At 35.8% G+C, this 21,924-nt stretch carries 19 protein-coding genes; 16 read left to right on the top strand and 3 right to left on the bottom strand.

Annotation, left to right across the window (positions count from 1 at the left end; all coding sequences use genetic code 11):
* Positions 1-94: 94 nt before the first annotated feature.
* The 10 genes from rhaT to ABTV69_RS19445 all read left to right on the top strand — a co-directional run bounded on the left by rhaT (position 95) and on the right by ABTV69_RS19445 (position 12,115).
* Positions 95-1,144 (top strand): L-rhamnose/proton symporter RhaT, encoded by a 1,050-nt coding sequence (rhaT, locus tag ABTV69_RS19490; RefSeq protein WP_433831768.1) that lies wholly within the window; start codon positions 95-97, stop codon positions 1,142-1,144.
* A gap of 29 nt (positions 1,145-1,173) precedes the next feature.
* Complete coding sequence (locus ABTV69_RS19485; protein ID WP_433831766.1) at positions 1,174-3,318, top strand: bifunctional aldolase/short-chain dehydrogenase; 2,145 nt, start codon at positions 1,174-1,176, stop codon at positions 3,316-3,318.
* A 545-nt stretch (positions 3,319-3,863) separates the two neighbouring features.
* Complete coding sequence (locus tag ABTV69_RS19480) at positions 3,864-5,138, top strand: TIM barrel protein (protein WP_433831764.1); 1,275 nt, start codon at positions 3,864-3,866, stop codon at positions 5,136-5,138.
* An 83-nt stretch (positions 5,139-5,221) separates the two neighbouring features.
* A complete protein-coding gene (locus ABTV69_RS19475) occupies positions 5,222-6,583 on the top strand; it encodes an FGGY-family carbohydrate kinase (RefSeq protein WP_433831762.1) in 1,362 nt (453 codons plus the stop codon).
* A gap of 97 nt (positions 6,584-6,680) precedes the next feature.
* Entirely contained in the window at positions 6,681-7,421 is a 741-nt protein-coding gene (locus ABTV69_RS19470) for a (Fe-S)-binding protein (RefSeq protein ID WP_433831760.1), read from the top strand.
* 183 nt (positions 7,422-7,604) lie between these two features.
* A complete protein-coding gene (locus ABTV69_RS19465; RefSeq protein WP_433831758.1) occupies positions 7,605-9,005 on the top strand; it encodes a lactate utilization protein B in 1,401 nt (466 codons plus the stop codon).
* The gene (locus tag ABTV69_RS19460) at positions 8,998-9,585 is read left to right on the top strand and encodes a LutC/YkgG family protein (protein ID WP_433831756.1); all 588 of its coding nucleotides are present in this window, start codon (positions 8,998-9,000) and stop codon (positions 9,583-9,585) included. The genes ABTV69_RS19465 and ABTV69_RS19460 overlap by 8 nt, the downstream gene beginning before the upstream one ends.
* A 167-nt stretch (positions 9,586-9,752) precedes the next feature.
* On the top strand, positions 9,753-11,123 hold the full coding sequence (locus ABTV69_RS19455) for a glycoside hydrolase family 27 protein (RefSeq protein ID WP_433831754.1): 1,371 nt from the start codon (positions 9,753-9,755) through the stop codon (positions 11,121-11,123).
* A 73-nt stretch (positions 11,124-11,196) separates the two neighbouring features.
* Positions 11,197-11,610 (top strand): hypothetical protein, encoded by a 414-nt coding sequence (locus ABTV69_RS19450; protein ID WP_433831752.1) that lies wholly within the window; start codon positions 11,197-11,199, stop codon positions 11,608-11,610.
* Positions 11,611-11,614: 4 nt separating this feature from the next.
* Positions 11,615-12,115 carry a hypothetical protein gene (locus ABTV69_RS19445; RefSeq protein WP_433831750.1) on the top strand — a complete coding sequence of 167 codons (501 nt, stop codon included), beginning with the start codon at positions 11,615-11,617 and terminating at the stop codon, positions 12,113-12,115.
* 55 nt (positions 12,116-12,170) lie between these two features.
* Here the strand turns inward: ABTV69_RS19445 and ABTV69_RS19440 are convergent, their stop codons facing one another.
* Positions 12,171-12,503, bottom strand: a complete 333-nt coding sequence (locus ABTV69_RS19440) for a YegP family protein (protein WP_433831748.1) — start codon at positions 12,501-12,503, stop codon at positions 12,171-12,173.
* A 146-nt stretch (positions 12,504-12,649) separates the two neighbouring features.
* The gene (locus ABTV69_RS19435; RefSeq protein ID WP_433831746.1) at positions 12,650-13,399 is read right to left on the bottom strand and encodes a DUF1349 domain-containing protein; all 750 of its coding nucleotides are present in this window, start codon (positions 13,397-13,399) and stop codon (positions 12,650-12,652) included.
* Between the two features lie 134 nt (positions 13,400-13,533).
* On the opposite strand from ABTV69_RS19435, the gene ABTV69_RS19430 reads away from it, so the two are divergent.
* From ABTV69_RS19430 to ABTV69_RS19420, 3 genes are read left to right on the top strand one after another with little or no spacing between them, the layout of a single operon-like run.
* Positions 13,534-14,277 (top strand): response regulator transcription factor, encoded by a 744-nt coding sequence (locus ABTV69_RS19430; RefSeq protein WP_433831744.1) that lies wholly within the window; start codon positions 13,534-13,536, stop codon positions 14,275-14,277.
* 35 nt (positions 14,278-14,312) lie between these two features.
* Positions 14,313-15,437, top strand: a complete 1,125-nt coding sequence (locus ABTV69_RS19425) for an XdhC family protein (protein WP_433831742.1) — start codon at positions 14,313-14,315, stop codon at positions 15,435-15,437.
* The gene (locus tag ABTV69_RS19420; protein WP_433831740.1) at positions 15,427-16,050 is read left to right on the top strand and encodes a nucleotidyltransferase family protein; all 624 of its coding nucleotides are present in this window, start codon (positions 15,427-15,429) and stop codon (positions 16,048-16,050) included. Before ABTV69_RS19425 ends, ABTV69_RS19420 begins: the two co-directional genes overlap by 11 nt.
* A gap of 211 nt (positions 16,051-16,261) precedes the next feature.
* Here the strand turns inward: ABTV69_RS19420 and ABTV69_RS19415 are convergent, their stop codons facing one another.
* On the bottom strand, positions 16,262-17,398 hold the full coding sequence (locus ABTV69_RS19415; protein WP_433831738.1) for a cysteine desulfurase family protein: 1,137 nt from the start codon (positions 17,396-17,398) through the stop codon (positions 16,262-16,264).
* A 429-nt stretch (positions 17,399-17,827) separates the two neighbouring features.
* Here ABTV69_RS19415 and ABTV69_RS19410 point away from each other — a divergent pair, with 429 nt between their 5' ends.
* From ABTV69_RS19410 to ABTV69_RS19400, 3 genes are read left to right on the top strand one after another with little or no spacing between them, the layout of a single operon-like run.
* A complete protein-coding gene (locus tag ABTV69_RS19410) occupies positions 17,828-18,466 on the top strand; it encodes a 2Fe-2S iron-sulfur cluster-binding protein (RefSeq protein ID WP_433831736.1) in 639 nt (212 codons plus the stop codon).
* Entirely contained in the window at positions 18,463-19,443 is a 981-nt protein-coding gene (locus ABTV69_RS19405; protein WP_433831734.1) for an FAD binding domain-containing protein, read from the top strand. The genes ABTV69_RS19410 and ABTV69_RS19405 overlap by 4 nt, the downstream gene beginning before the upstream one ends.
* A gap of 7 nt (positions 19,444-19,450) precedes the next feature.
* On the top strand, positions 19,451-21,655 hold the full coding sequence (locus ABTV69_RS19400; RefSeq protein ID WP_433831732.1) for a xanthine dehydrogenase family protein molybdopterin-binding subunit: 2,205 nt from the start codon (positions 19,451-19,453) through the stop codon (positions 21,653-21,655).
* Positions 21,656-21,924 lie beyond the last annotated feature (269 nt).

Here is a 21,924-nt window from a genome sequence, read left to right as displayed (position 1 = left end):
GTAAAGGATAGTACAGGACAGTTTTGTTTTTGACATTCTCTTATTTTACAAAACCAAATTACTATCTAACAAACCAAAAACTAAAATTTATTAAATGGAATCATTATTAGGAATCATTTTTCATTCTATCGGGGGATTTTCTTCAGGTAGTTTTTATATGCCTTTTAAAAAAGTGAAGGACTGGGCTTGGGAAAGCTATTGGCTAGTGGGAGGATTTTTCTCTTGGCTGATTGTTCCGCCAATCGCAGCTTACTTAACGATTCCGAATTTTGGTGAAATTATTGCAGCAGCTTCTCCATCAATAAAAGCATTTACATTTACGATGGGATTAATCTGGGGTATAGGTGGACTTACTTATGGTCTTGGGGTTCGTTATCTTGGAATGTCTTTGGGAAATTCGATCACGCTTGGATTCTGTTCTGCATTTGGAGCTTTAGTTCCGTCAATTTATTACGATTTATATCCAACGGATGGAAAGATTTCTTTTACTGATATGCTTGCGAGTAGTGGCGGACAGCTGGTGTTGTTGGGAACAGCAGTGTGTCTTTTAGGAATTGCGATTTCTGGGAAAGCTGGAATGCTGAAAGAAAAAGATTTTGCTACAGGTCACGAAGATAAAGACAAAGATTTCAGTTTGGTAAAAGGTTTAACGGTTGCTGTTATTTCTGGTATTTTAAGTTCATTCTTCAATTATGGAATTGAAGCTGGAAAACCAATGGCTGAGCAGGCCGTAATTAACGGATGTAACCCTCTTTTTCAGAATAATGTAACTTATATCGTATTGCTCTGGGGAGGTCTTACTACCAACTTTATCTGGTGTCTTTATTTGAATTTTAAAAATAAAACTATTGGCGATTATACTAATAAAGCTACTCCAATAACTAAAAATATCTTGTTTTCCGCACTGGCTGGAACAATGTGGTTTTTACAATTTTTCTTTTACGGAATGGGAGAGAGCAAATTAGGAAATGGTGCTAGTTCGTGGATTCTGCACATGGCAACGATTATCCTGACGGCAAATTTCTGGGGATTTTATTTGAAAGAATGGACGGGAGTTTCTAAGAAAACATTTAGAACTTTCATCTGGGGAATCGGGCTTATTATGCTTTCGATTGTTTTGGTAGGAATTGGTAACTCATTATAAATAATTCAAGAAATAATTTAAAATACTATATGTCGAATACAAACACAATTAATAATATGAATTTTAAGCATGTAAGCTACCTTTGGGATGAAGCTAAGGCAGCAGCATTAGCAGGTGATGAAGTAGCGCTTTTTATTTATCGTTCTAACTTGTTAGGGGCTGATTTAAGATTGACCAACTATGGAGGTGGAAATACTTCTGTGAAAATTACAGACAAAGATCCTCTTACTGGAGAATCTTCTGAAGTAATGTGGATTAAAGGTTCTGGTGGTGATATCGGAACGTTGACAAAATCAGGTTGTGCTGCTTTGTATTTGGACAGACTTCGTAATCTTGAAAATGTTTACAGAGGTATTGAATTTGAAGACGAAATGGTAGAATTATTCAACCACTGTATTTTCGATTTAGCGTCAAAAGCGCCTTCTATCGATACGCCTTTACATGGTTTTCTTCCATTCAAACATATTGATCACTTACATCCAGATGCAGCAATTGCTATCGCTGCAGCGAAAGATGGAAAAAAAATCACAGAAGAATTATTCAACGGAGAAATCGGTTGGGTAGGATGGCAGCGTCCAGGATTTGATCTTGGTCTTCAGTTGAGAGCCTGTTTAGAAGAAGCAGCAAAAAACGGTAAAAAACTACGCGGAATCATGTTGGGTTCTCACGGTTTATTTACTTGGGGAGATACTGCGTTTGATAGTTATATTAATACGCTGGAAGTAATCGAGAAATGTGCTTCTTATTTGGAAGACAATTACGGAAAAACACGTCCAGTTTTTGGAGGAAAGAAAATTGACAGTCTTCCAGAATCAGACCGTAAATTAAAAGCGGCTAAAGTTGCTCCGATTTTAAGAGGTTTCTGTTCGTCAGAGCGTCAAATGATTGGTCATTATACAGACGATGCAAGAGTTTTAGAATTCATCAATTCTAATGATCTTTCAAAATTAGCTCCATTAGGAACTTCTTGCCCAGATCACTTTCTAAGAACTAAAATCAGCCCATTGGTTTTAGAATTAGAGCCAAACGAAGATTTATCTGATGTTGAGGCTATCAAAGCAAAATTAACGCCTGCATTTGAAGCGTACCGTGCAATGTACAAAGACTATTACTATGCATGTAAAAAATCAAATTCACCAGCAATGCGTGATCCGAATCCAGTTGTGATTTTATATCCTGGAGTTGGTATGTTCACCTTTGCTAAAGATAAAACAATGGCGCGTTTAGCATCTGAATATTATATCAATGCTGTAAACGTAATGAAAGGTGCAGAAGCAGTTTCAGAATATACTTCTTTACCGCATCAAGAAGCTTTTGATATTGAATACTGGTTGTTGGAAGAAGCTAAATTACAGCGTATGCCAAAACCAAAAGCATTATCTGGAAGAGTGGCATTAATCACTGGTTCAGGAGGTGGAATTGGAAAAGCTATTGCTAAAAAATTCGCTCAAGAAGGTGCTTGTGTTGTTTTGAATGATATTAACGAAGAGCGTTTAGAAGGTGCTGCAGCAGAATTTGTAAAAGCATTTGGTAAAGATGCGGTTTCGAGCACTTTATTAAATGTTACGGACGAAGTAAGTACAGAAAAAGCATTAGACGAAGCTTCTTTAGCTTTTGGAGGTGTAGATATTATTGTGAATAATGCTGGAATCAGTATTTCTAAATCTATTGCAGAACACACTTTAGAAGAGTGGGATAGATTATACGATATCTTGGTGAAAGGGCAATTTATTGTTTCTAAAGCGGGAATCGAAGTAATGCGCAAACAAGGTTTTGGAGGAGATATCGTAAATATCGTTTCTAAAAATGCAGTTGTTGCAGGTCCGAACAATCCTGGTTATGGATCGGCTAAAGCGGCTCAAGCACACTTAACGCGTTTAATGGCTGCTGAACTTGGAGCAGACAAAATTCGTGTAAATACAGTAAATCCTGACGCTGTAATTTCAGACTCAAATATTTGGTCTGGAGGTTGGGCAGAAGGTCGTGCAAAAGCATACGGAGTTACAGTTGAAGAACTTCCGGCTTACTATGCAAAACGTACGTTATTAAATGAAATCATATTGCCAGATGATATTGCCAACGCTTGTTATGCTTTTGTTGGAGGTTTACTAGGTAAATCTACAGGGAACGCATTAAACGTAGACGGAGGCGTAGCTATGGGCTTTTATAGATAAAGATTGTTTAGGTTTTTTATATAAGTTTGTTTAAGCAAAAGTGGTTTTTTGTGGTCTAGCGTTCGAATTCTTTCGAACGTTAGATTTTTTTAGCATATAGCATTCGTTTTAAACAAAGAAAACTTAACAAAAAAGTGAAGTAAAACCAGAGTACAGTTAATGTAGGTTTTATAAGTTGAAAATATATTTTGATGTGTAAAGAATAGAACGCAGATGGCGCAGATTCGCTATCGCGAAAACGCAGAAAAAAAAGGATTTTTTTGTTTTACGCAGATTTAGACAGATTTAAGCTGATCTAACAGATTTTTAAATGTATTTATAATCTAGAATAATTTAAAAAAGATCTGCATTATCTGCTCAAATCCTTTTTATCCCGATAGCTATCGGGAGCGTGAAACCAGAAAATAAAATCCGCGTCAATCCGCGTCTTCGCGATAAGCGAACCCGTAAAATCCGCGTGCAAAATTTCGCAAAGGCATGTTAAAAAAATATACTAGAAATATAAAATTTATATATTGTAAACTCTATTAAAAGAATAAATAACTATGTTAATCTCATCAAACCACATTGAATCTCATAACGAAGATTTATTAAAAAAACACCAGAACAAATTAGTTTTTACAGCATCTGAAATAAATGATACAGAGGCGATTATTCAAAAATTAATCGACTTTCAAATTGCCATTCCATCTTGGGCTTTAGGAACAGGAGGAACAAGATTTGGACGTTTCGCTGGAGGAGGAGAACCTCGTTCTTTAGAAGAAAAAATCGAAGATGTTGGTTTGCTACACAAATTAAACAATGCTTCAGGAGCGATTTCACTTCATATTCCGTGGGACATTCCAACAAATTATAACGAAATTAAAACATTAGCAACTCAGCACGGATTAAAATTTGACGCTATGAACTCGAATACATTTCAAGATCAAGCAAGCGCTGAGCACACTTATAAATACGGTTCTTTACAAAATGTAAATAAAGCAGTTCGCAAACAAGCAATTGCTCACAATATTGAAGTTATTAAACACGGAATCGAATTAGGTTCTGAGTCTTTAACAGTATGGCTTGCTGACGGTTCTAACTTCCCTGGGCAGTTAAACTTTAGAAAGGCGTATCAAAATACATTAGAAAGTTTAGAGGAAATCTACGATGCATTACCTTCAAACTGGAAATTATTTTTAGAATACAAATGTGCTGAGCCTAACTTTTATTCTACGACTGTAGCAGATTGGGGGCAGTCTTATTCGTATGTTAAAAAGTTAGGCGACAAAGCGCAGACATTAGTAGATTTAGGTCACCACCTTCCAAATGCTAACATTGAGCAAATCGTTTCTTTATTATTGATGGAAAACAAATTAGGAGGTTTCCACTTTAACGATTCAAAATATGGTGATGACGATTTAACAGCTGGAGCATTAAAACCATATCAATTATTCTTGATTTTCAATGAATTGGTTGAAGGAATGGATGCAAGAGGAATGAACCACGCTAAAGATTTGGGTTGGATGATCGATGCTTCTCACAATATTAAAGATCCATTAGAAGATTTATTGCAATCTGTTGAAGCGATTATGATTGCTTACGCTCAAGCACTTTCTGTTGACAGAAAAGCATTAGAGCAAGCGCAAGAAGAAAATGATGTAGTAAGAGCACAAGAAATTCTTCAAAATGCTTTCCGTACAGATGTTCGCGCATTAGTTGCAGAAGCTCGTCTTCGTTCTGGAGCAGCATTAAATCCGGTTGCATTATATCGTTCACTTCAGGTTAGAGAAAACCTAGTTGGCGAGAGAGGTTTAAAAACAATGGCCACTGGATTGTAATAATTATGAGTTATAAGTTATGAATTATGAGTTAAGTAGTTCACAACTTATAACTTATAATTCATAACTCATAATTAATAAAAATGAATGTAGTTGCGATTTTTGATATTGGTAAAACAAACAAAAAGGTTTTTTTATTTAACGAAAATTATAAAATTGTCTGGGAGAAATCAGTAAATCTGGAAGAAACCACAGACGAAGACGGATTTCCGTGCGAAGATATCGAAGTACTGAAAAACTGGGTTTTAGATCGGTTATCTGAAATAAAAGAACTGAAAGATTATGTTTTAAAAGCCATCAATTTCAGCACTTACGGAGCCAGTTTTGTTTATATTGACGAAAACGGAAAAATTTTAACTCCGCTGTATAATTATCTGAAAGATTATCCAGAGGATTTAAAATCTGCTTTCTATGAAAAATATAAAGGAGAAAAGAAGTTTGCTGTAAAAACAGCTTCTCCAGTTTTGGGCAGTTTAAATTCGGGAATGCAGATTTATCGCCTAAAAGAAGAAAAACCTGAAATCTTCGAAAAAGTAAAACACTGTCTGCATTTGCCGCAGTTTTTAAGTTTTCTTTTAACGAATGAAGCTTATGCGGATATAACAAGCATAGGCTGTCATACGAATATGTGGAATTTCAAAAAAATGAAATACCATAAATGGCTGAAAGAGGAAGGGATTTCAGAAAAAATACCGCCAATACATTTTGGTAAAGATGTCATTATGACCCGTGAAAACCTTGCTGTCGGAGTTGGTCTTCATGATAGTTCATCGGCGATTATTCCGTATACGATTAACTTTACTGAGCCTTTTGTGTTGTTGTCTACAGGAACGTGGAGTATTTCTCTAAATCCGTTCAACAACAAACCGCTAACTTTTGATGAGTCACAAAACGATTGCCTTTGCTATTTGCAGTATACAGAAAAGCCTGTAAAAGCAGCGCGTTTATTTGCAGGAAACGAACACGAAGTGCAAACCAAACGTTTGGCTGAGCATTTTAATGTTCCTATTGATACGTACAAAGAAGTATATTTTGATAAAAAAATAGTAGCCAATTTACGAGCGCTTAATTATCAAATAATCTATCCGAAAAAATACAATTTTGATATTCTGAAAGAATGTCCTTTTCAAAAAAGAGATCTTTCGCATTATAAAGATTACGAAACCGCTTATCATCAATTAATGCTGGATTTGGTAGAACAGCAGGTTTTTTCTACCAATTTGGTCATTCATAACAGTCCCGTAAAAAAGATTTTTGTGGATGGAGGTTTCAGCAAAAATTCGATTTACATGAATTTATTGGCAGAAGCTTTTCCAGACGTAGAAGTGTATGCCGCTTCGATGGCGCAAGCAAGTGCTTTGGGGGCAGCGCTGGCAATTCACGATAATTGGAATCCAAAGCCAATTCAGAATGATTTAATTGACTTGAAATTCTATAAACATTAGGTAAAAACGGTCTGTATGTTGTAAATTTGCTGAGAAACGTATTTTTTACATTTTTTACAGTACACGCCTAAATGAACAACACACTAAATACTACAATATGAAAATTGGACTTTTTATACCTTGTTATGTCGACCAATTTTATCCAAAAGTAGGAATCGCAACCTACGAATTACTACAAAAATTAGGTTGTGAAGTCGAGTTTCCGATGGGACAAACCTGCTGCGGACAACCAATGGCAAATAGCGGTTACGCACATTTAACAAAAGGATGCGATGCCAATTTTATTGCCAATTTTTCTGGATTTGATTATATCGTCTGTCCTTCCGGAAGTTGTGTTTTGCATGTGAAAGACCATTTGCATGACGAAAAACAAGAAGAGAAGGCAACAGCCATTCGAAATACAGTTTACGAACTGACAGAGTTTATAACCGACGTTTTAAAAATCGATCATATCGACGGAAGATTTCCGTTTAAAGTCGGAATGCACGTCAGCTGTCACGGTCAGCGTGGATTAAAGCTTTCGCAAATGACAGAATTAAACGCACCATTTTTCTCAAAACCAGGACAATTATTGAATAGTATAAAAGATCTTGATTTAGTTGAATTGACTAGAAAAGACGAATGTTGTGGTTTTGGAGGAACGTTTTGCGTTACCGAAGAAGCTATTTCTGTAAAAATGGGTCAAGATCGTATCAAAGATCACGAAAGCCATAATGTGGATTATATTACAGGTGGAGATATGTCTTGTTTAATGCATTTGGATGGAATTCTAAAAAGACAAAAAAGCAAGATCAAAACCATTCACATTGCTGAAATATTAAATTCACTCGAAAATTAATTTTTTTTCTACCATTAAGATATTAAGTGAATTAAGTTTAGCTTGAAATATTTAATGGTTAATAGATAAGAGATTTAAGTGATTTTAAAGCAAGCTTAATTTTCTTTTAATCATTTAGAAATTAAGGTTATAAAGTTTAGCTTAATTTACTTAATGCCTTAATGGTAAAAACAATTTTTACAGATGTCATCAGAAAAAGTAATACCGCACAGCGAAGCCGCCAGAAAGTTTAATAAAGACGCAGAGCGTGTCAATTGGCATGACGAAACGCTTTGGTTTGTGCGTGCCAAAAGAGATAAATCAGCGCATCAAATTGAAGATTGGGAACTGCTTCGAGAAACAGCTTCTCAAATTAAATTTAATGTGCTTTCTAATATTCACGATTATTTAGTGGAATTTGAAGCGAATGCGCAACGAAACGGAATAATCGTGCATTGGGCAGCCGATGCCAAAGAACACAACGAAATTGTGCATTCTATCATGGCTAAACATGAGGTTAAGCAAATGGTGAAATCCAAATCGATGCTTACAGAAGAATGCCATTTAAATGATTATTTAGCGGAAAAAGGAATAGAAGTAATCGATTCTGATTTAGGAGAATATATCGTTCAGCTTCGAAAAGAACCGCCAAGCCATATTGTACTTCCAGCGATTCATTTAAAGAAAGAAGATGTAAGTGAAACTTTCCACGAACATTTAGGTACAGAAAAAGGAAACTTCAATCCGCAGTATTTAACAGAATCGGCTCGCCAAAGTTTAAGAAATACTTTTTTGACTAGAAAAGTAGCTTTAACAGGAGTCAATTTTGCTGTTGCAGAAACTGGGGAATTTGTGGTTTGTACCAATGAAGGAAATGCCGATATGGGTGCGCATTTAGCAGACGTTCATATTGCTTGTATGGGATTTGAGAAATTAATTCCAAAAAGAGAACATTTAGGCGTGTTCTTGCGATTATTAGCAAGAAGTGCAACAGGACAGCCAATTACTACTTTTTCTAGCCACTTCAAGAAGCCAAGAGACGGCCAAGAAATGCATCTTGTAATTGTAGACAACGGAAGAAGCACGCAATTAGGAAGGGAAGATTTTAGAAATTCTTTGAAATGTATTCGTTGCGGTGCTTGTATGAATACTTGTCCCGTTTACAGACGAAGCGGTGGACATAGTTATCACAATGCGGTTGCGGGACCAATTGGTTCTATTCTGGCTCCCAATTTAGATATGATCAAAAATGCCGATTTGCCTTTTGCGAGTACGCTTTGCGGTTCGTGTACCAACGTTTGCCCAGTAAAAATTGATATTCACGATCAATTGTACAAATGGCGTCAGGTTTTGGTTAAGGAAGGTCACACGCCAACAGCCAAAACAGTAGCAATGAAAACAATGGCAACTGTGCTAGCGAATCCGACAGTGTTTAATATTGCTGGAAAATCAGGACGATTTGTAATGAAGAACATTCCAGGAATGGTTAACAATAAGATGAACAAATGGTACGATCAGCGCGAAATGCCAGATGTTCCAGAAGAATCTTTTAGAGAATGGTACAAGAAAAATTCGAGAGAATCTAAAGATAAAAAGAATGAGTAGTAAAGGCGAAATTTTAAAAAGAATAAAACTGAATCAGCCTAATGAGGTCGCAGAATTGCCAGATCTAAATCTTTTAGGTTCAGAACAATTTGATGTATTAGAAACGTACAAAACCGTTTTAAAAGGTATTGGAGGCGATCCTGTAGAAGTTGCCGATTATAACGAAATCATCAATTACATTAAAGCTAATTATAACTTAGAAAAGAGATTAATCACAACGCTTCCAGAACTTTCTGAAATTGCTTCTTTGGACTGGAAAACGGTTGATCCGCATTCACTTCAAGATGTTGAATTAACGGTTGTAAAAGCACATTTTGGAGTGGCAGAAAACAGCGGACTTTGGGTAACCGATGATGTTTTAGGACAGCGTGTTGCGCCTTTTATTGCACAATATTTGGCAATTATCGTTCATAAAAAAGATCTTGTTCGTACAATGCAACAAGCATATCAAAGAATCGGAAACATGGAATATGGTTTCGGAACTTTTATCGCCGGTCCATCAAAAACGGCAGATATTGAACAGTCTTTAGTTCTTGGAGCTCATGGAGCAAGAGGATTGATTGTATTTTTATTGGATTAAAAGCGAAGAGAAATATATAGTAATAAAATGCAGAAAGGGCGACTTTTCTGCATTTTTTGTTTTCATTTACAAGTGGTTGATTATGTGAAAAAATAAAAAAAGTGATCATGGTACAATTTTTTTATTACTTTTAAAGTGTATAACTTACACTTAAAACCACGCTTGCAATGAAAATCACAAACTTATTTACAATGGCGATAGGAGTATTCTTTCTGTCGACATTAGGAAATGCTCAAACCAAAGCATTTCAGAAAGAAGAATTCAAACAATGGGCTCAAACTCCGCCAATGGGCTGGAACAGTTGGGACTGTTACGGACCAACAGTTGAAGAACACGAGGTAAAAGCCAATGCCGATTATATGGCAAAAGAGCTAAAGAAATTTGGCTGGGAATATATAGTAGTCGACATTCGATGGTTTGTTGAAAACGACAAAGCTGGAGGATACAACCAAACCGATCCGCGTTACGTAATCGATCAGTACGGAAGATATTTGCCAGCCGTAAACCGATTTCCTTCAGCAAAAGACGGTCAAGGTTTCAAACCTTTAGCCGATTACATTCACAAAAAAGGATTAAAGTTCGGAATCCATATTATGCGCGGAATTCCGAAAAAAGCAGTCGAAGATAAACTGCCAATAAAAGGAGCAAACGGAATTACAGCAGATCAGGTATATTCTACTGCAATGCAATGCGAATGGCTCAGGGATAATTACACAGTTCTTGCAGATAAGCCAGGTGCACAGGAATATTATAATTCTATTTTCGAATTGTACGCGCAATGGGGAGTGGATTTTATTAAAATAGATGATTTGTCAAGACCTTATCACGAAGGTGAAATCAATTTAATTCGAAATGCAATTGATAAATGCGGACGTAAAATTGTATTGAGCACTTCGCCAGGAGAAACACCAATTTCGGCTGCTGCACACGTTACAACTCATGCCAATATGTGGCGTATGGTCGATGATGTTTGGGATACGTGGCCTCATATTACACATTTGATGGATGTAGCGCAAAAATGGTATCCATACATCGCGCCAGGAACATGGCCAGATTGCGATATGATTCCGTTAGGACGTATTTCGGTAAGGGGAGAAAGAGGCGAGGACCGAATGACACGTTTAACCAAAGACGAACAATATACTTTAATTACATTTTTCAATATCTTCAAATCACCATTGTTTTTTGGAGGAGATTTGCCAAGCAACGATGCTTTTACTTTATCATTATTAACGAATAAAGATGTCGTAAAAATGCATAACGAAAGCAGTGAAGTAAAACAGCTTTTTCAGAAAGACGGAAAAATTGCCGTGACATCAAAAAACGCAAAAGATGGCAGTGTTTATCTGGCTTTGTTCAATATTTCAGATAACGCTTCGCAAAAAGTTTCTGTAAATCTTTCCGATTTAGGAATTTCAGGTTCAGCCGAAGTTTTGAATATGTGGACAGGCGAAAAATCAAAAATAACTTCAAAAGAAATTGAAGCAGAATTAAAACTTCACAGTTCAATTTTATATCAATTAAAAACGAAAAAATAAAGAAAATGAGTTTAGCATTCTACAATTTTTTAGATATTAGCTGAGAATATTTGTTTCGAAATCAGATCGAATTATGCAAGATATAGATGAAAGTACTGTTCCATTTTGTTGGGCGGAAGATAAAAAGTTTGAATGGGGAGAACCTTACACAGTTTATCATCCTATTTTTAAAATATCGCCAACAAATTCTATATTCAAATTAGAAGATTCTATAACCATAATTGTTGAGAATAATTTGAAAAAACAATTGCTGTCTTTGCATAATGTATTAATCAATTATGAAGAATTTGACAGAATCGAGAATTACAAGGAAGAAAAATTTGATAGAATAAAAATTTTAGGATTGATAGATTTTTATCTTAAAGAAAATGAAGGTAAGTTAACGCCTTATGAGAAATATGACGAGTATGGAAATGAGTTGTATTATATTTCTTCAATAGAGGAGAAAGCAAATAGAAAACTACATTTTGTAAATTGGTCAGAATAAAATTATGGCAGTATTTTCAGATCTTGAGTTAGTAACTTCAGAGGCAATTTCAAAAGGAATATTTCCTGTTTTGATATTGATGTCAATTGCAGATCAAGAATCGGTAAAAGATTTTTTTAGTAGAAATCCAGAACACCGATTTAATAATTTAGAATTAACCGAAAATCAAATCTTAGTAGAATGTTGCTCTGATTACACAGATATTCCAACAGGTAGTAAATTCGATGTAATTTTTGCAGACAGAGATGTTGAGAATTTTATGAATGTTTCTGCAATTTTAGAATATGCAGCTTTCGATAGAAGTTTTGAAGTTGGAATGGTGCCGAAGAAAATTACGTCAGTAGTTGCACTGATAGGCTTTCCAGAGGGCAAACCTGAAATATTAAGTAAATTAAGACCGCAAAGTGAAATGAGAGCGATTAATAAATATGACGAACTTTATTTGACAGATAAAAAAAATCTAGAGAAAATCTTAAATGAATTTGATAAAAGAAAAGAGTTATAAAAAAAAAACGAGGCTTTACAAGGCCTCGTTTTTGATTTTTCTTGATATAATCAAATTATGCAGTTTGATCATCTATAGTTGCATCAGGAGCATTTTTCTTTACAGATTCAATTCCATTTTCTCTAGCTGCTACACTTTCGTACATTTCGCTTGAACCAATAATCTGACCATTTCCAGCTTTTAAATTGAAGTATGGTTTTCCACTTTTTGACTCTAATCTATCATAACGATCATCATCTGGCGCATTTTTTTTAACAGAGTCAATTCCATTGTTGCAAGCTGCTTTTGTTGTATAACCTTCACTTGTTAAAATAGTCTGGCCATTTCCAGCTTTTAAATTGAATTGAAACTCTCCGTTGGCTCTAGTAGTGATTACAAATTTTCCCATGTAGTTTATTATTTTAAGTTAGGTAATATATATTTTGCTATAGATAAAAATACAAAACTTAGTAATATAAATCATACGTCAATTTGAAAAAATGATTATCTTAATACTAATAATTTGTTTTTGCTCAAGTATTTAAAAGAGTAAAATTAGATTCCTAAACGAAAATCAGAAACGCTTTTTTCTTCCAAGTTGATTTCTTCAAAAATACTTTGAGTGCCTTTTTCAATTGGGCATTGTGTACTAATTCCCATCCAGATTTCTTTTGGATAATTGTTTTTATACAAACGAACCATTTGCCAATTCTTTTTATCTAGGGAATAATAACTAGCCACTGTTTTAGTGTCAGAAGTGATTTTCATGTAAACAGAAGGTTCTTTCACAACATCATGGTTATTATCGTCAGAAGTTCCCATGGTACGAACCGTTACAATTCTGTGATTGCCTCTTTCGTCTTGCTCAAAACAGAATTTTTGGTAGAAACTATCATTCACATAAATGTATAAAACACCAGCATTGTATAAGCCTTTTTCGGTAAACTCAGGCGTAACTTTCGCGGTAAGCGTAAAAGGCTTTGTATTGTCTACTTTAGACAAAAGCATTGGCGCGGTAGTATTAGACAATTTTCCGTCCGGATCAGAAAAGTAATCTGATTTTTCGCCCGCTTTAAAAATGACTTTTTCGTTAGCTTCCGTTTTTATGAGCGTATCAGCGCCGTTAACGGCTTTTGTAAAATGAATTGAAGATAATTTAATGTCGCAAGGCGAACCGTTTACAATTGCAGAATCGATCTTTGTTTCTTCTTTCATGGTGTTTTTTGCAGTTTCGTTTTTATTGTTACAGCTCGATAAGGCAGAAAGGCTCAGGATAATAATGGCGTTGTAAAAAAATGTTTTCATAGATTATTTTTTTGGGATAGAAAGTAATATTTTTAATTTTCCAAAAATAGACTTGCTTTAAAAAAGGAGCAATACGTAAAATTAACCAATTACACTTTCTAATGCCGCAAAATTCTTCAATTGAAAACCAATTAATGACCACGTTTTTAGAACAAAAATTTGAGATTGGAGAATCAAATGATATCGAAATGTACAAGCAATTTGTTATCAATTATGTCAAAATAGAGCAATGTGTAGCCGTTTTATCCGATTACCAATCCGACAAAAGTTATATTTATGCAGGAAGTTTTGGTTCTATTTTCGGACTGCCAGATGAAAATGCTGTAATTGATTCTGCCTTTGAAGAATGTATTTTTAGCAAGATAAATTCAGAAGATATAGTTGAAAGACATGTTTTAGAACTTAATTTTTATGAGTTTTTAAAAGGAGTTTCAAAAGAAGAATACAGCAATTATAGTACTTTGAGCCGTCTTAGAATGAAAGATTCTAATGATAAAATTACTTATATAAATCACCGAACGATCTATTTAAACACCTTCAATAATGGCAGTATTTCACTTGCATTGTGTTTGTATTTGCCTTCAACTGATTTACAGCCTCGAACAGGAATTGATGGAAAGATTTTTAATATTCAGACAGGCGAAGTCGTTGCGATTGAAAAATATAAAAACAAAGCAGAAGCTATTCTTTCTAAAAGGGAAGTTGAAGTGTTGACGAATGTTGCAAAAGGGTATAAAAGTGAGCAAATTGCATCAGAAATGCATATTTCAGTTTACACAGTAAGACGTCACAGACAAAATATCATTGAAAAATTAAAAGTGACCAATACGGCTGAAGCTATCCAAACGGCTTTTGTCATGGGAATTATTTCTCTTTAAAAGATTTACTTATTTTTGTTTGGAAGATAATTAATATGAAGGAAATCAGCGAAATTCTTAAAGCGTATTCCGTAGCACAAATAGAAGGAAAAAAAACGGCTTTGGCTACTGTTGTCAAAGTTGAAGGTTCGTCATACAGACAGCCCGGCGCGAGAATGCTAGTTACAGAAGATGGTGTGCTGACCGGCGCAATAAGTGGCGGTTGTCTTGAAGGCGATGCTTTGCGAAAAGCGCTTCTTTCAATTCATCAAAAGCAAAATAAAATTGTTACGTACAACACCAGCAACGAAGACGATGCCGAGGTAGGCTTGCAGCTTGGTTGCAACGGAATTGTGCACATTCTTTTTGAGTATATAAATGATGAGGTAGAAAATAATCCAATTCAGCTTTTACAGCAATTGGAATTAGAAAGAAAAGAGGCGGTAATTGTAACGGTTTTTTCTTTAAAAAGAAATGCATTTCAAATTGGAACAACTTTGTTTTTTAGAAGTGACAGTCCAATTTTAAACCATAATAATGAAGTTTTACATTTAATTTCCGATGTAAAAGAAGTGTTGAAAAGCAAAAAGTCAGTAGTTAAAAAACTTCAGGAAGAAAATGATAATGAAGCTTTAATTGAATATATAAAACCCTATATTTCGTTAGTAATTGCTGGTGCAGGAAATGATATTCAGCCACTAGTAAAAATGGCGTCTGTTTTAGGATGGAAAATTACAATTGGAGAAGGTCGTGCAACGCATGCAACAGTAAAACGATTTCCAAAAGCAAATCAGGTTTCGGTTGTAAAATCAGAAGACTTTCTTGAGAATATTGTTATTGATGATCAAACGTATTTTGTTTTGATGACGCACAATTACAAATATGATTTAGCAGTTTTAAAAGCACTATTAAGAACCGATTTTCATTATATCGGAATTCTCGGTCCGAAATCAAAATTTAACCGAATGCAGGATGATTTTATGGCGGAAGGAATTGTAATAAGCAACGAACAATTAAGCCGAATTCATAGTCCCATTGGTTTGGATATTGGCGCTGAAACTTCAGAAGAAATTGCTTTGTCAATCATTTCGGAAATAAAAGCGACAGCATCGAGAAGGACAGGAACATCTTTAAAATATAAAGCGGGCAAAATACACAATGAAGTACATTATGAAGAATAACGCGCAGCATAAAACCGCTATTGTTGTTCTGGCCGCGGGAAATTCTTCTAGATTGGGAAGGCCTAAACAGTTATTGAAGTATAAAGAATCCACACTGTTAAAAAACACTATTTTAGAAGCTTTAAAGGTTGAAAACTCATTTGTAATAGTTGTAACAGGCTCTAATCACAATATAATCGAAAAAGAGCTTAATTTACCTGAAATAACATTTACTTTTAATTCCGAATGGGAAAACGGAATGTCTTCGTCAATAGTAAAAGGTATCCTTGAATTGTTGCTTCTAAATCCAGATTGCGAACAATGCATTTTGGCAGTTTGTGATCAGCCTTTTGTGACGAGTTCTGTTTTTGAAAATTTAATTTTGGAATCCCATAAAAACAAAAAAGGAATTGCAGCTTCGACTTATTCCGAAACTTTAGGAACGCCAGTTTTATTTCAGAAAAAATACTTTCAAGAATTGCTAGAATTAAAAGGGCAGGAGGGAGCCAAAAAAATCATTAAAAAATATATTCAAGATACAGTTTCGGTTTCCTTTGAAAAAGGAAATATTGATATTGATACAGAGGAAGATTATTCTAAGTTGATCGATCTAAGGGACAAAGATTCAAAGTGACAGAGACACAAAGGTTTCGTTTAATGAAGATTTTCAGATACAGTTTGTCATTTCGACGAAGGAGAAATCTCCGCAAGTAGCTCCATACAGCATATCGCCAATCTTTGCGGAGTTTCTCGCGGAGATTTCTCCTTCGTCGAAATGACAAAACTATGAGGATAGAGGATATAAAAACTTTGCGAACCTTGCGCCTTTGCGGTGAAAAAAAAACTCAAACCCGCAATCGTCCAGCCACTTCCAAAACACGCTCAATAGCAATATCAATTTCCTCAGAAGTAGTAAATCTTCCCAAACTAAAACGAATCGAACTCAAAGCCTCTTCATCAGACAATCCCATTGCTTTTAAAACATGCGAAGGTTCAGTAGTTACCGCCGAGCAAGAAGCGCCATTTGAAACCGAAATATTTCCCAAAGCCAAAATCAGCTGTTCTGAATTTACACCAGGAAAACAAATATTTGAAGTGTTATAAATTCGGTTTTCCCTATTTCCGTTAACGAAAGAACCTTCAAATTGCAATAAACCTTTTTCGAGTTTGTTTCGTAATAGAGAAATTCTATTTTGATCTTTTTCTAATTCATTTACAGCAATTTCCGATGCTTTTCCTAAACCGATAATTCCGGGAACATTTAATGTTCCGCTTCGTAATTTTCGCTGTTGTCCGCCACCAAGAATTTGAGGAGATAATTTTACTTTGGCTTTCGCCGAAACATACAACGCACCAACTCCTTTTGGCCCATAAAATTTATGCGCAGATAACGTCAAAAGATCAATTCCGATTTTTTTTACATCAAAAGGAATTTTTCCAACAGCCTGAGTTGCATCACACATAAAAAGGACATTTTTTGCTTTCAGAATGTTAGAAATGGTGCTGCTATTTTGTATGACACCCGTTTCATTATTAGAATACATTCCGATGAAAACCAGTGTTTTATCTGTTATTATTTCTTCTAAAAGTTGAATGTTTAAAATTCCGTCAGAATCAGTTGGAAGATAAGTGACATCAAAACCAATACTTTCCATAAAACGGCAGGTTTCCAAAACAGCCTTATGTTCGGTTTGAATCGTTACAATATGTTTTTTTTCCTGATCACCAAGACCTTTTATAGCCAAATTGATCGCTTCTGTAGCACCTGAAGTGAAGATGATTTCATCAGCATCAGCGTTGATCAAATCAGCCGTTTGCCAAGCCGCATTTTCAACAGCTTCTTTTACCGTTAAACCAGCCAAATGTGTTCCTGTTGAATTGGCGTACAAATCAGTAAAATACGGAAGCATGGCGTTCAAAACACGCTCATCAACACGGGTTGTGGCATTATTATCAAGATATATGATTTCTTGCTGTGGCATAATCTGGGCTTATTTTAGTAAAAATACAATTTCAGAATTAATCTCTGTGAAAAAATTAACCGCAGGCGCAATGGTTTTGCAAAGAGCGCAAAGTTTTAGTGCGCATAATTTATTTCTCTCGCAGATTTTGCAGATCTAAACAGATTTTTTATTTATTTCTGTAATAAAGAATCTGCGCAAATGATTTCATCATATTCAAAATCTGCATTATCTGCTAAATCTGCGAGAGAAATAAATTATAGACATTAATATGAAATAAAAAACTTTGCGAGTTTTGCGAAACCATTGCGCCTTTGCGGTTAAAAAATAAACGAAATTGTAATTATTCTAAATAAGAGTAATGTTTGAATTTCATAACTTTTTGTGATAGAAGATGATTAAATTTGTTAGAATACAAAAGTGAGTTTGCTAATTTAACAAATAGACTGAATGGCTTCTAAAAAAACAAATCAGGATAAAGTAACGCCCGAAGATTCCAATTCGCGTCGTGACTTTATAAAGAAATCAGGACTTTTTACCGCTCTTGCGCTGACGCCACCTTCATTGGTAATGGCTTCTGACAAGAAATGGGACGAAAAAATTGCGGAGTATTTAGAAACAGTACCGCTTTCTATTGAAGTAAATGGCACAAAACACAATTTAAACATTGAGCCAAGAACCACTTTGTTGGATTTACTTCGAGAACAATTACAGCTTACAGGAACCAAAAAAGGTTGCGACCACGGACAATGTGGCGCGTGTACAGTTCACGTAAACGGAACAAGAATCTTATCTTGTCTTTCTCTGGCAACGATGCAGCAAAATGCTCAGGTTACCACAATCGAAGGACTTTCGAAAGGTAAAAAACTGCATCCAATGCAGGAAGCTTTTATTAAACACGACGGTTTTCAGTGCGGGTATTGTACTCCGGGACAAATCATGTCGGGAATTGCTTGTATCAAAGAAGGTCACGCCAACAGCAGAGAAGAAATTAGCGAATATATGAGCGGTAACATCTGTAGATGTGGCGCTTATCATAATATTGTTGACGCTATAACTGAAGTTAAGGAAGGAGGGAAGGAAATATGAAAAACTTTCAGATAATTAAAGCCTTGTCGTCTTCATCGGCAGTTACAGGAAAAGCCAAAGATAATTCTTCGATGTTTATTGCAGGAGGAACGAATCTAGTCGATTTAATGAAAAAGAATATCGTGGCGCCAGACAAACTAGTTGACATCAACGGATTAGATTTAAAGAAAATAGAATTCTTAAAAGGAAAAGTTTCTATTGGCGCATTGGCTAAAAACAGTCAAGTTGCCGAAGATACTTCTATAAAAGAAAAATATCCTTTGCTGGCATTAGCTTTAGCAGCAGGAGCTTCTCAGCAAATTCGCCACATGGCAACTGTGGGAGGAAATATGCTACAACGTACCAGATGTTCTTATTTTTATAATACTGATATGCCTTGCAACAAACGCACTCCTAAAAGTGGCTGCGGAGCAATTGGCGGTTCGAACAGAATGCACGCTATTTTTGGCGCTTCGGATAGTTGTATTGCTGTCCACCCAAGTGATATGTGCGTGGCTTTGGCGGCGCTTGACGCGAAAGTTCTAGTTGAAGGCCCAAAAGGAAAAAGAGAAATTGATTTTACCGATTTTCATCGTCTTCCTGGAAATACGCCTGAAAAAGACAATAAATTGGATGAAAGAGAATTAATTACTTCGGTTGAAATTCCCGATAATAATTTCACTAAAAATGTTCATTATCTAAAAGTTCGTGACAGAACGAGTTATGCTTTTGCATTGGTGTCTGTTGCCGTGGCTTTGGATATTAAGAATAACACTATAAATGATGTCAGATTAGCTATGGGCGGTGTGGCACATAAACCCTGGAGATTGACTGAAACAGAAAAATTCTTGAAAGGGAAAACCATTTCAGAAGATGTATTTAAACAAGCGGGCGATTTGTCTATGAAAGGAGCCAGAGGATATGGCGACAATGATTTTAAACTAACGCTTGGAGGAAACGCAGTAACAGAAGCACTTACAATAGCAGCATCAAAATAATTAAATTATGAGTAAGACAAGTAATATTAATAGAGTTGACGGATTTGCTAAAGTAACGGGCTCTGCAACTTATTCAGCTGAATATAAAACGCCGGGTGTGGTTTATGCCTGCCTTGTGGGAAGTACGATTGCCAAAGGAAGAATTAAAACCATTGATACTAAAAAAGCAGAATGGGCGCCAGGAGTTTTGGCGGTGATTACGCATTTGAATGTCGACAAACCTTCTGGCTATCAAAAAGCGAAAGACAAACGAAATTTCGGTCAGCCACTTCAGATTTTCAAGGACGATTCGGTTTTGTATTACGATCAGCCAATTGCTTTGGTAATTGCCGATACTTTTGAGCGTATGCGTTATGCGGCAAGTTTAATTAAAGCGGATTATTTTAAAGAAGAACATTCGACTGAACTTCACAAAGCAGCTGATAAAGAAAGAAAAATAGATACCGATAAAGGAAATGATTACCATCGCGGTGAGCATGACGGTTATAAAAATGCTGAGATTGTTTTAGAAACCGAATATACGATTCCAACTGAAGTTCATAATCCAATGGAATTGGCCAACATCATTGCAAAATGGAACGGAAACAAACCGATTTTATATACGAAAAGTCAAGGTGTTGAAGGAACTCGAAAAAGTGTAGCAGGAGTTTTTGATGTTCCTGTAGAAGATGTTGAGGTTCATTCAGAATACATTGGAGGTGCGTTCGGAATGGGATTGCATACTTGGCCGTATGAAATTGCCGCTCTGATTGGAGCTAAAAAACTAAATCGTCCCGTAAAATTAGTTTTGCATCGCGAACAAATGTTTACCAATGTGGGTTTTAGACCTTACACCATCCAGAAAATGGGATTAGGCGCTACGAAAGATGGAAAACTGACAGGGTTAACGCATGAAGCGGTTGCCATGACTTCGAGCTATGAAGATTTCATGGAAGGAACAGTAAACATGTCTCGATTTATTTATGATTGTGCCAATGTTTCTACCCGTTATAGAATTGTGCCTTTGGATACGTGTACGCCAATTTGGATGCGCGGTCCGGGAGAAGCAACAGGCTCTTTTGCCTTAGAATCTGCAATGGATGAAATGGCATATAAATTAAACTTAGATCCGATTGAATTCAGAAAACGCAATTATGCTGAAAAAGATCAGGAACAAAATAAACCGTGGAGCAGTAAATTTCTTTTAGAATGTTACGAAGCAGGAATGGAACGCATTGGCTGGAAGAATCGTAAAAACGAACCGGGTTCTGTAAAAGAAGGAAATTGGCTAGTGGGTTACGGAATGGGAACAGGAACTTTTGGCTGTTATAGAAGTCCAACTTCGGTAAAAGCAAAATTCTTAGCCAATGGAGATTTGGTTCTGCAATGTAGCGTAAACGATATGGGACCTGGAACAGCAACGATGATGACGGCAATTGGAGCAGAAGTAATTGGTTTGCCTTCAGAAAATGTCATTATCGAAATGGGTAAAAGCGGATTGCCAAAAGGGCCAACGCAAGGAGGTTCGGCAACGACTTCGTCTGTGGGTTCTGCGGTGCACGATGCCTGTAATTTATTAGTAAATAAAATAATTGAATTGGGAAGCAAAAATCCTGCTTTGAAAGGAATCGCGATTACCGATTTGACTTTTGAAAATGGAGCTGTTTCTTCTAAAAAGGACAAATCTAAATCGGTTACTTTAGCCACACTTCTAAGCAGCAATAAATTAGAAGATTTTGAAGTAGAAAATCTTTCAAAAGCAGCTGAAGAAGCAAAGAAATATTCGATTTATTCGTTTTCGGTTCATTTTGTAAAAGTATTAGTGAATCCGAATTTGGGTAAAATTAGATTGGCGCATGTGGTTTCTTGTGCCGATATTGGAACGGTTATCAGTCAGAAAACTTCTGCTGGACAAATGTTTGGCGGAGCTGTCGGAGGAATCGGAATGGGATTAATGGAAGCTTTAGAAATCGATCATCGTTTTGGACGCCCGATCAATAATAATTTTGCCGATTATCATGTTCCTGTAAATGCAGATATTGAAAAGCAGGAAGTGTTTTTCGTAAACAAAAAAGATCCAATCAGTAATCCAATGGGAACAAAAGGACTTGGAGAAACGGCTTTAGTTGGAATGGCGCCTGCAATTGCAAATGCTGTTTTTAATGCAACTGGAAAACGTGTTAGAGATTTACCCATTACGTTGGATAAGATTATAGAAACGGCTAAGGTTTAAGCATAAAAAAACAATTATAATAATCCCTTTGAGAGTACGATCTTAAAGGGATTTTTTTGTTGTGAAGAAAATCTCGCGAAGTCGCAGAGACGCAAAGTTTATTGACAAAGTAACCCCATTTTTGTCATTTCGACGAAGGAGAAATCTTCGTAAGTAGCTCCGCAATAATAAGCCAATCTTTGTAGAGTTTCTCGTGGAGATTTCTCCTTCGTCGAAATGACAAGATTGCTTGATAATCTGTGTAATAAACTTTGCGTCTCTGCTCCCGA

The organism is Flavobacterium anhuiense (assembly GCF_050990855.1).
Classification (GTDB): Bacteria; Bacteroidota; Bacteroidia; order Flavobacteriales; family Flavobacteriaceae; genus Flavobacterium; species Flavobacterium anhuiense_C.
This window is presented reverse-complemented; position numbering and strand designations above follow the sequence as displayed.

Excerpts from the sequence above, each read along its gene's own strand:
- ABTV69_RS19415 (WP_433831738.1), bottom strand. The coding sequence starts at position 17,398 with ATGCCACAGCAAGAAATCATATATCTTGATAATAATGCCACAACCCGT.
- rhaT (WP_433831768.1), top strand. The coding sequence starts at position 95 with ATGGAATCATTATTAGGAATCATTTTTCATTCTATCGGGGGATTTTCT.
- ABTV69_RS19475 (WP_433831762.1), top strand. The coding sequence starts at position 5,222 with ATGAATGTAGTTGCGATTTTTGATATTGGTAAAACAAACAAAAAGGTT.
- ABTV69_RS19420 (WP_433831740.1), top strand. The coding sequence starts at position 15,427 with ATGAAGAATAACGCGCAGCATAAAACCGCTATTGTTGTTCTGGCCGCG.
- ABTV69_RS19450 (WP_433831752.1), top strand. The coding sequence starts at position 11,197 with ATGCAAGATATAGATGAAAGTACTGTTCCATTTTGTTGGGCGGAAGAT.
- ABTV69_RS19465 (WP_433831758.1), top strand. The coding sequence starts at position 7,605 with ATGTCATCAGAAAAAGTAATACCGCACAGCGAAGCCGCCAGAAAGTTT.
- ABTV69_RS19485 (WP_433831766.1), top strand. The coding sequence starts at position 1,174 with ATGTCGAATACAAACACAATTAATAATATGAATTTTAAGCATGTAAGC.
- ABTV69_RS19435 (WP_433831746.1), bottom strand. The coding sequence starts at position 13,399 with ATGAAAACATTTTTTTACAACGCCATTATTATCCTGAGCCTTTCTGCC.
- ABTV69_RS19440 (WP_433831748.1), bottom strand. The coding sequence starts at position 12,503 with ATGGGAAAATTTGTAATCACTACTAGAGCCAACGGAGAGTTTCAATTC.
- ABTV69_RS19460 (WP_433831756.1), top strand. The coding sequence starts at position 8,998 with ATGAGTAGTAAAGGCGAAATTTTAAAAAGAATAAAACTGAATCAGCCT.
- ABTV69_RS19410 (WP_433831736.1), top strand. The coding sequence starts at position 17,828 with ATGGCTTCTAAAAAAACAAATCAGGATAAAGTAACGCCCGAAGATTCC.
- ABTV69_RS19430 (WP_433831744.1), top strand. The coding sequence starts at position 13,534 with ATGACCACGTTTTTAGAACAAAAATTTGAGATTGGAGAATCAAATGAT.
- ABTV69_RS19470 (WP_433831760.1), top strand. The coding sequence starts at position 6,681 with ATGAAAATTGGACTTTTTATACCTTGTTATGTCGACCAATTTTATCCA.
- ABTV69_RS19480 (WP_433831764.1), top strand. The coding sequence starts at position 3,864 with ATGTTAATCTCATCAAACCACATTGAATCTCATAACGAAGATTTATTA.
- ABTV69_RS19400 (WP_433831732.1), top strand. The coding sequence starts at position 19,451 with ATGAGTAAGACAAGTAATATTAATAGAGTTGACGGATTTGCTAAAGTA.
- ABTV69_RS19405 (WP_433831734.1), top strand. The coding sequence starts at position 18,463 with ATGAAAAACTTTCAGATAATTAAAGCCTTGTCGTCTTCATCGGCAGTT.
- ABTV69_RS19455 (WP_433831754.1), top strand. The coding sequence starts at position 9,753 with ATGAAAATCACAAACTTATTTACAATGGCGATAGGAGTATTCTTTCTG.
- ABTV69_RS19425 (WP_433831742.1), top strand. The coding sequence starts at position 14,313 with ATGAAGGAAATCAGCGAAATTCTTAAAGCGTATTCCGTAGCACAAATA.
- ABTV69_RS19445 (WP_433831750.1), top strand. The coding sequence starts at position 11,615 with ATGGCAGTATTTTCAGATCTTGAGTTAGTAACTTCAGAGGCAATTTCA.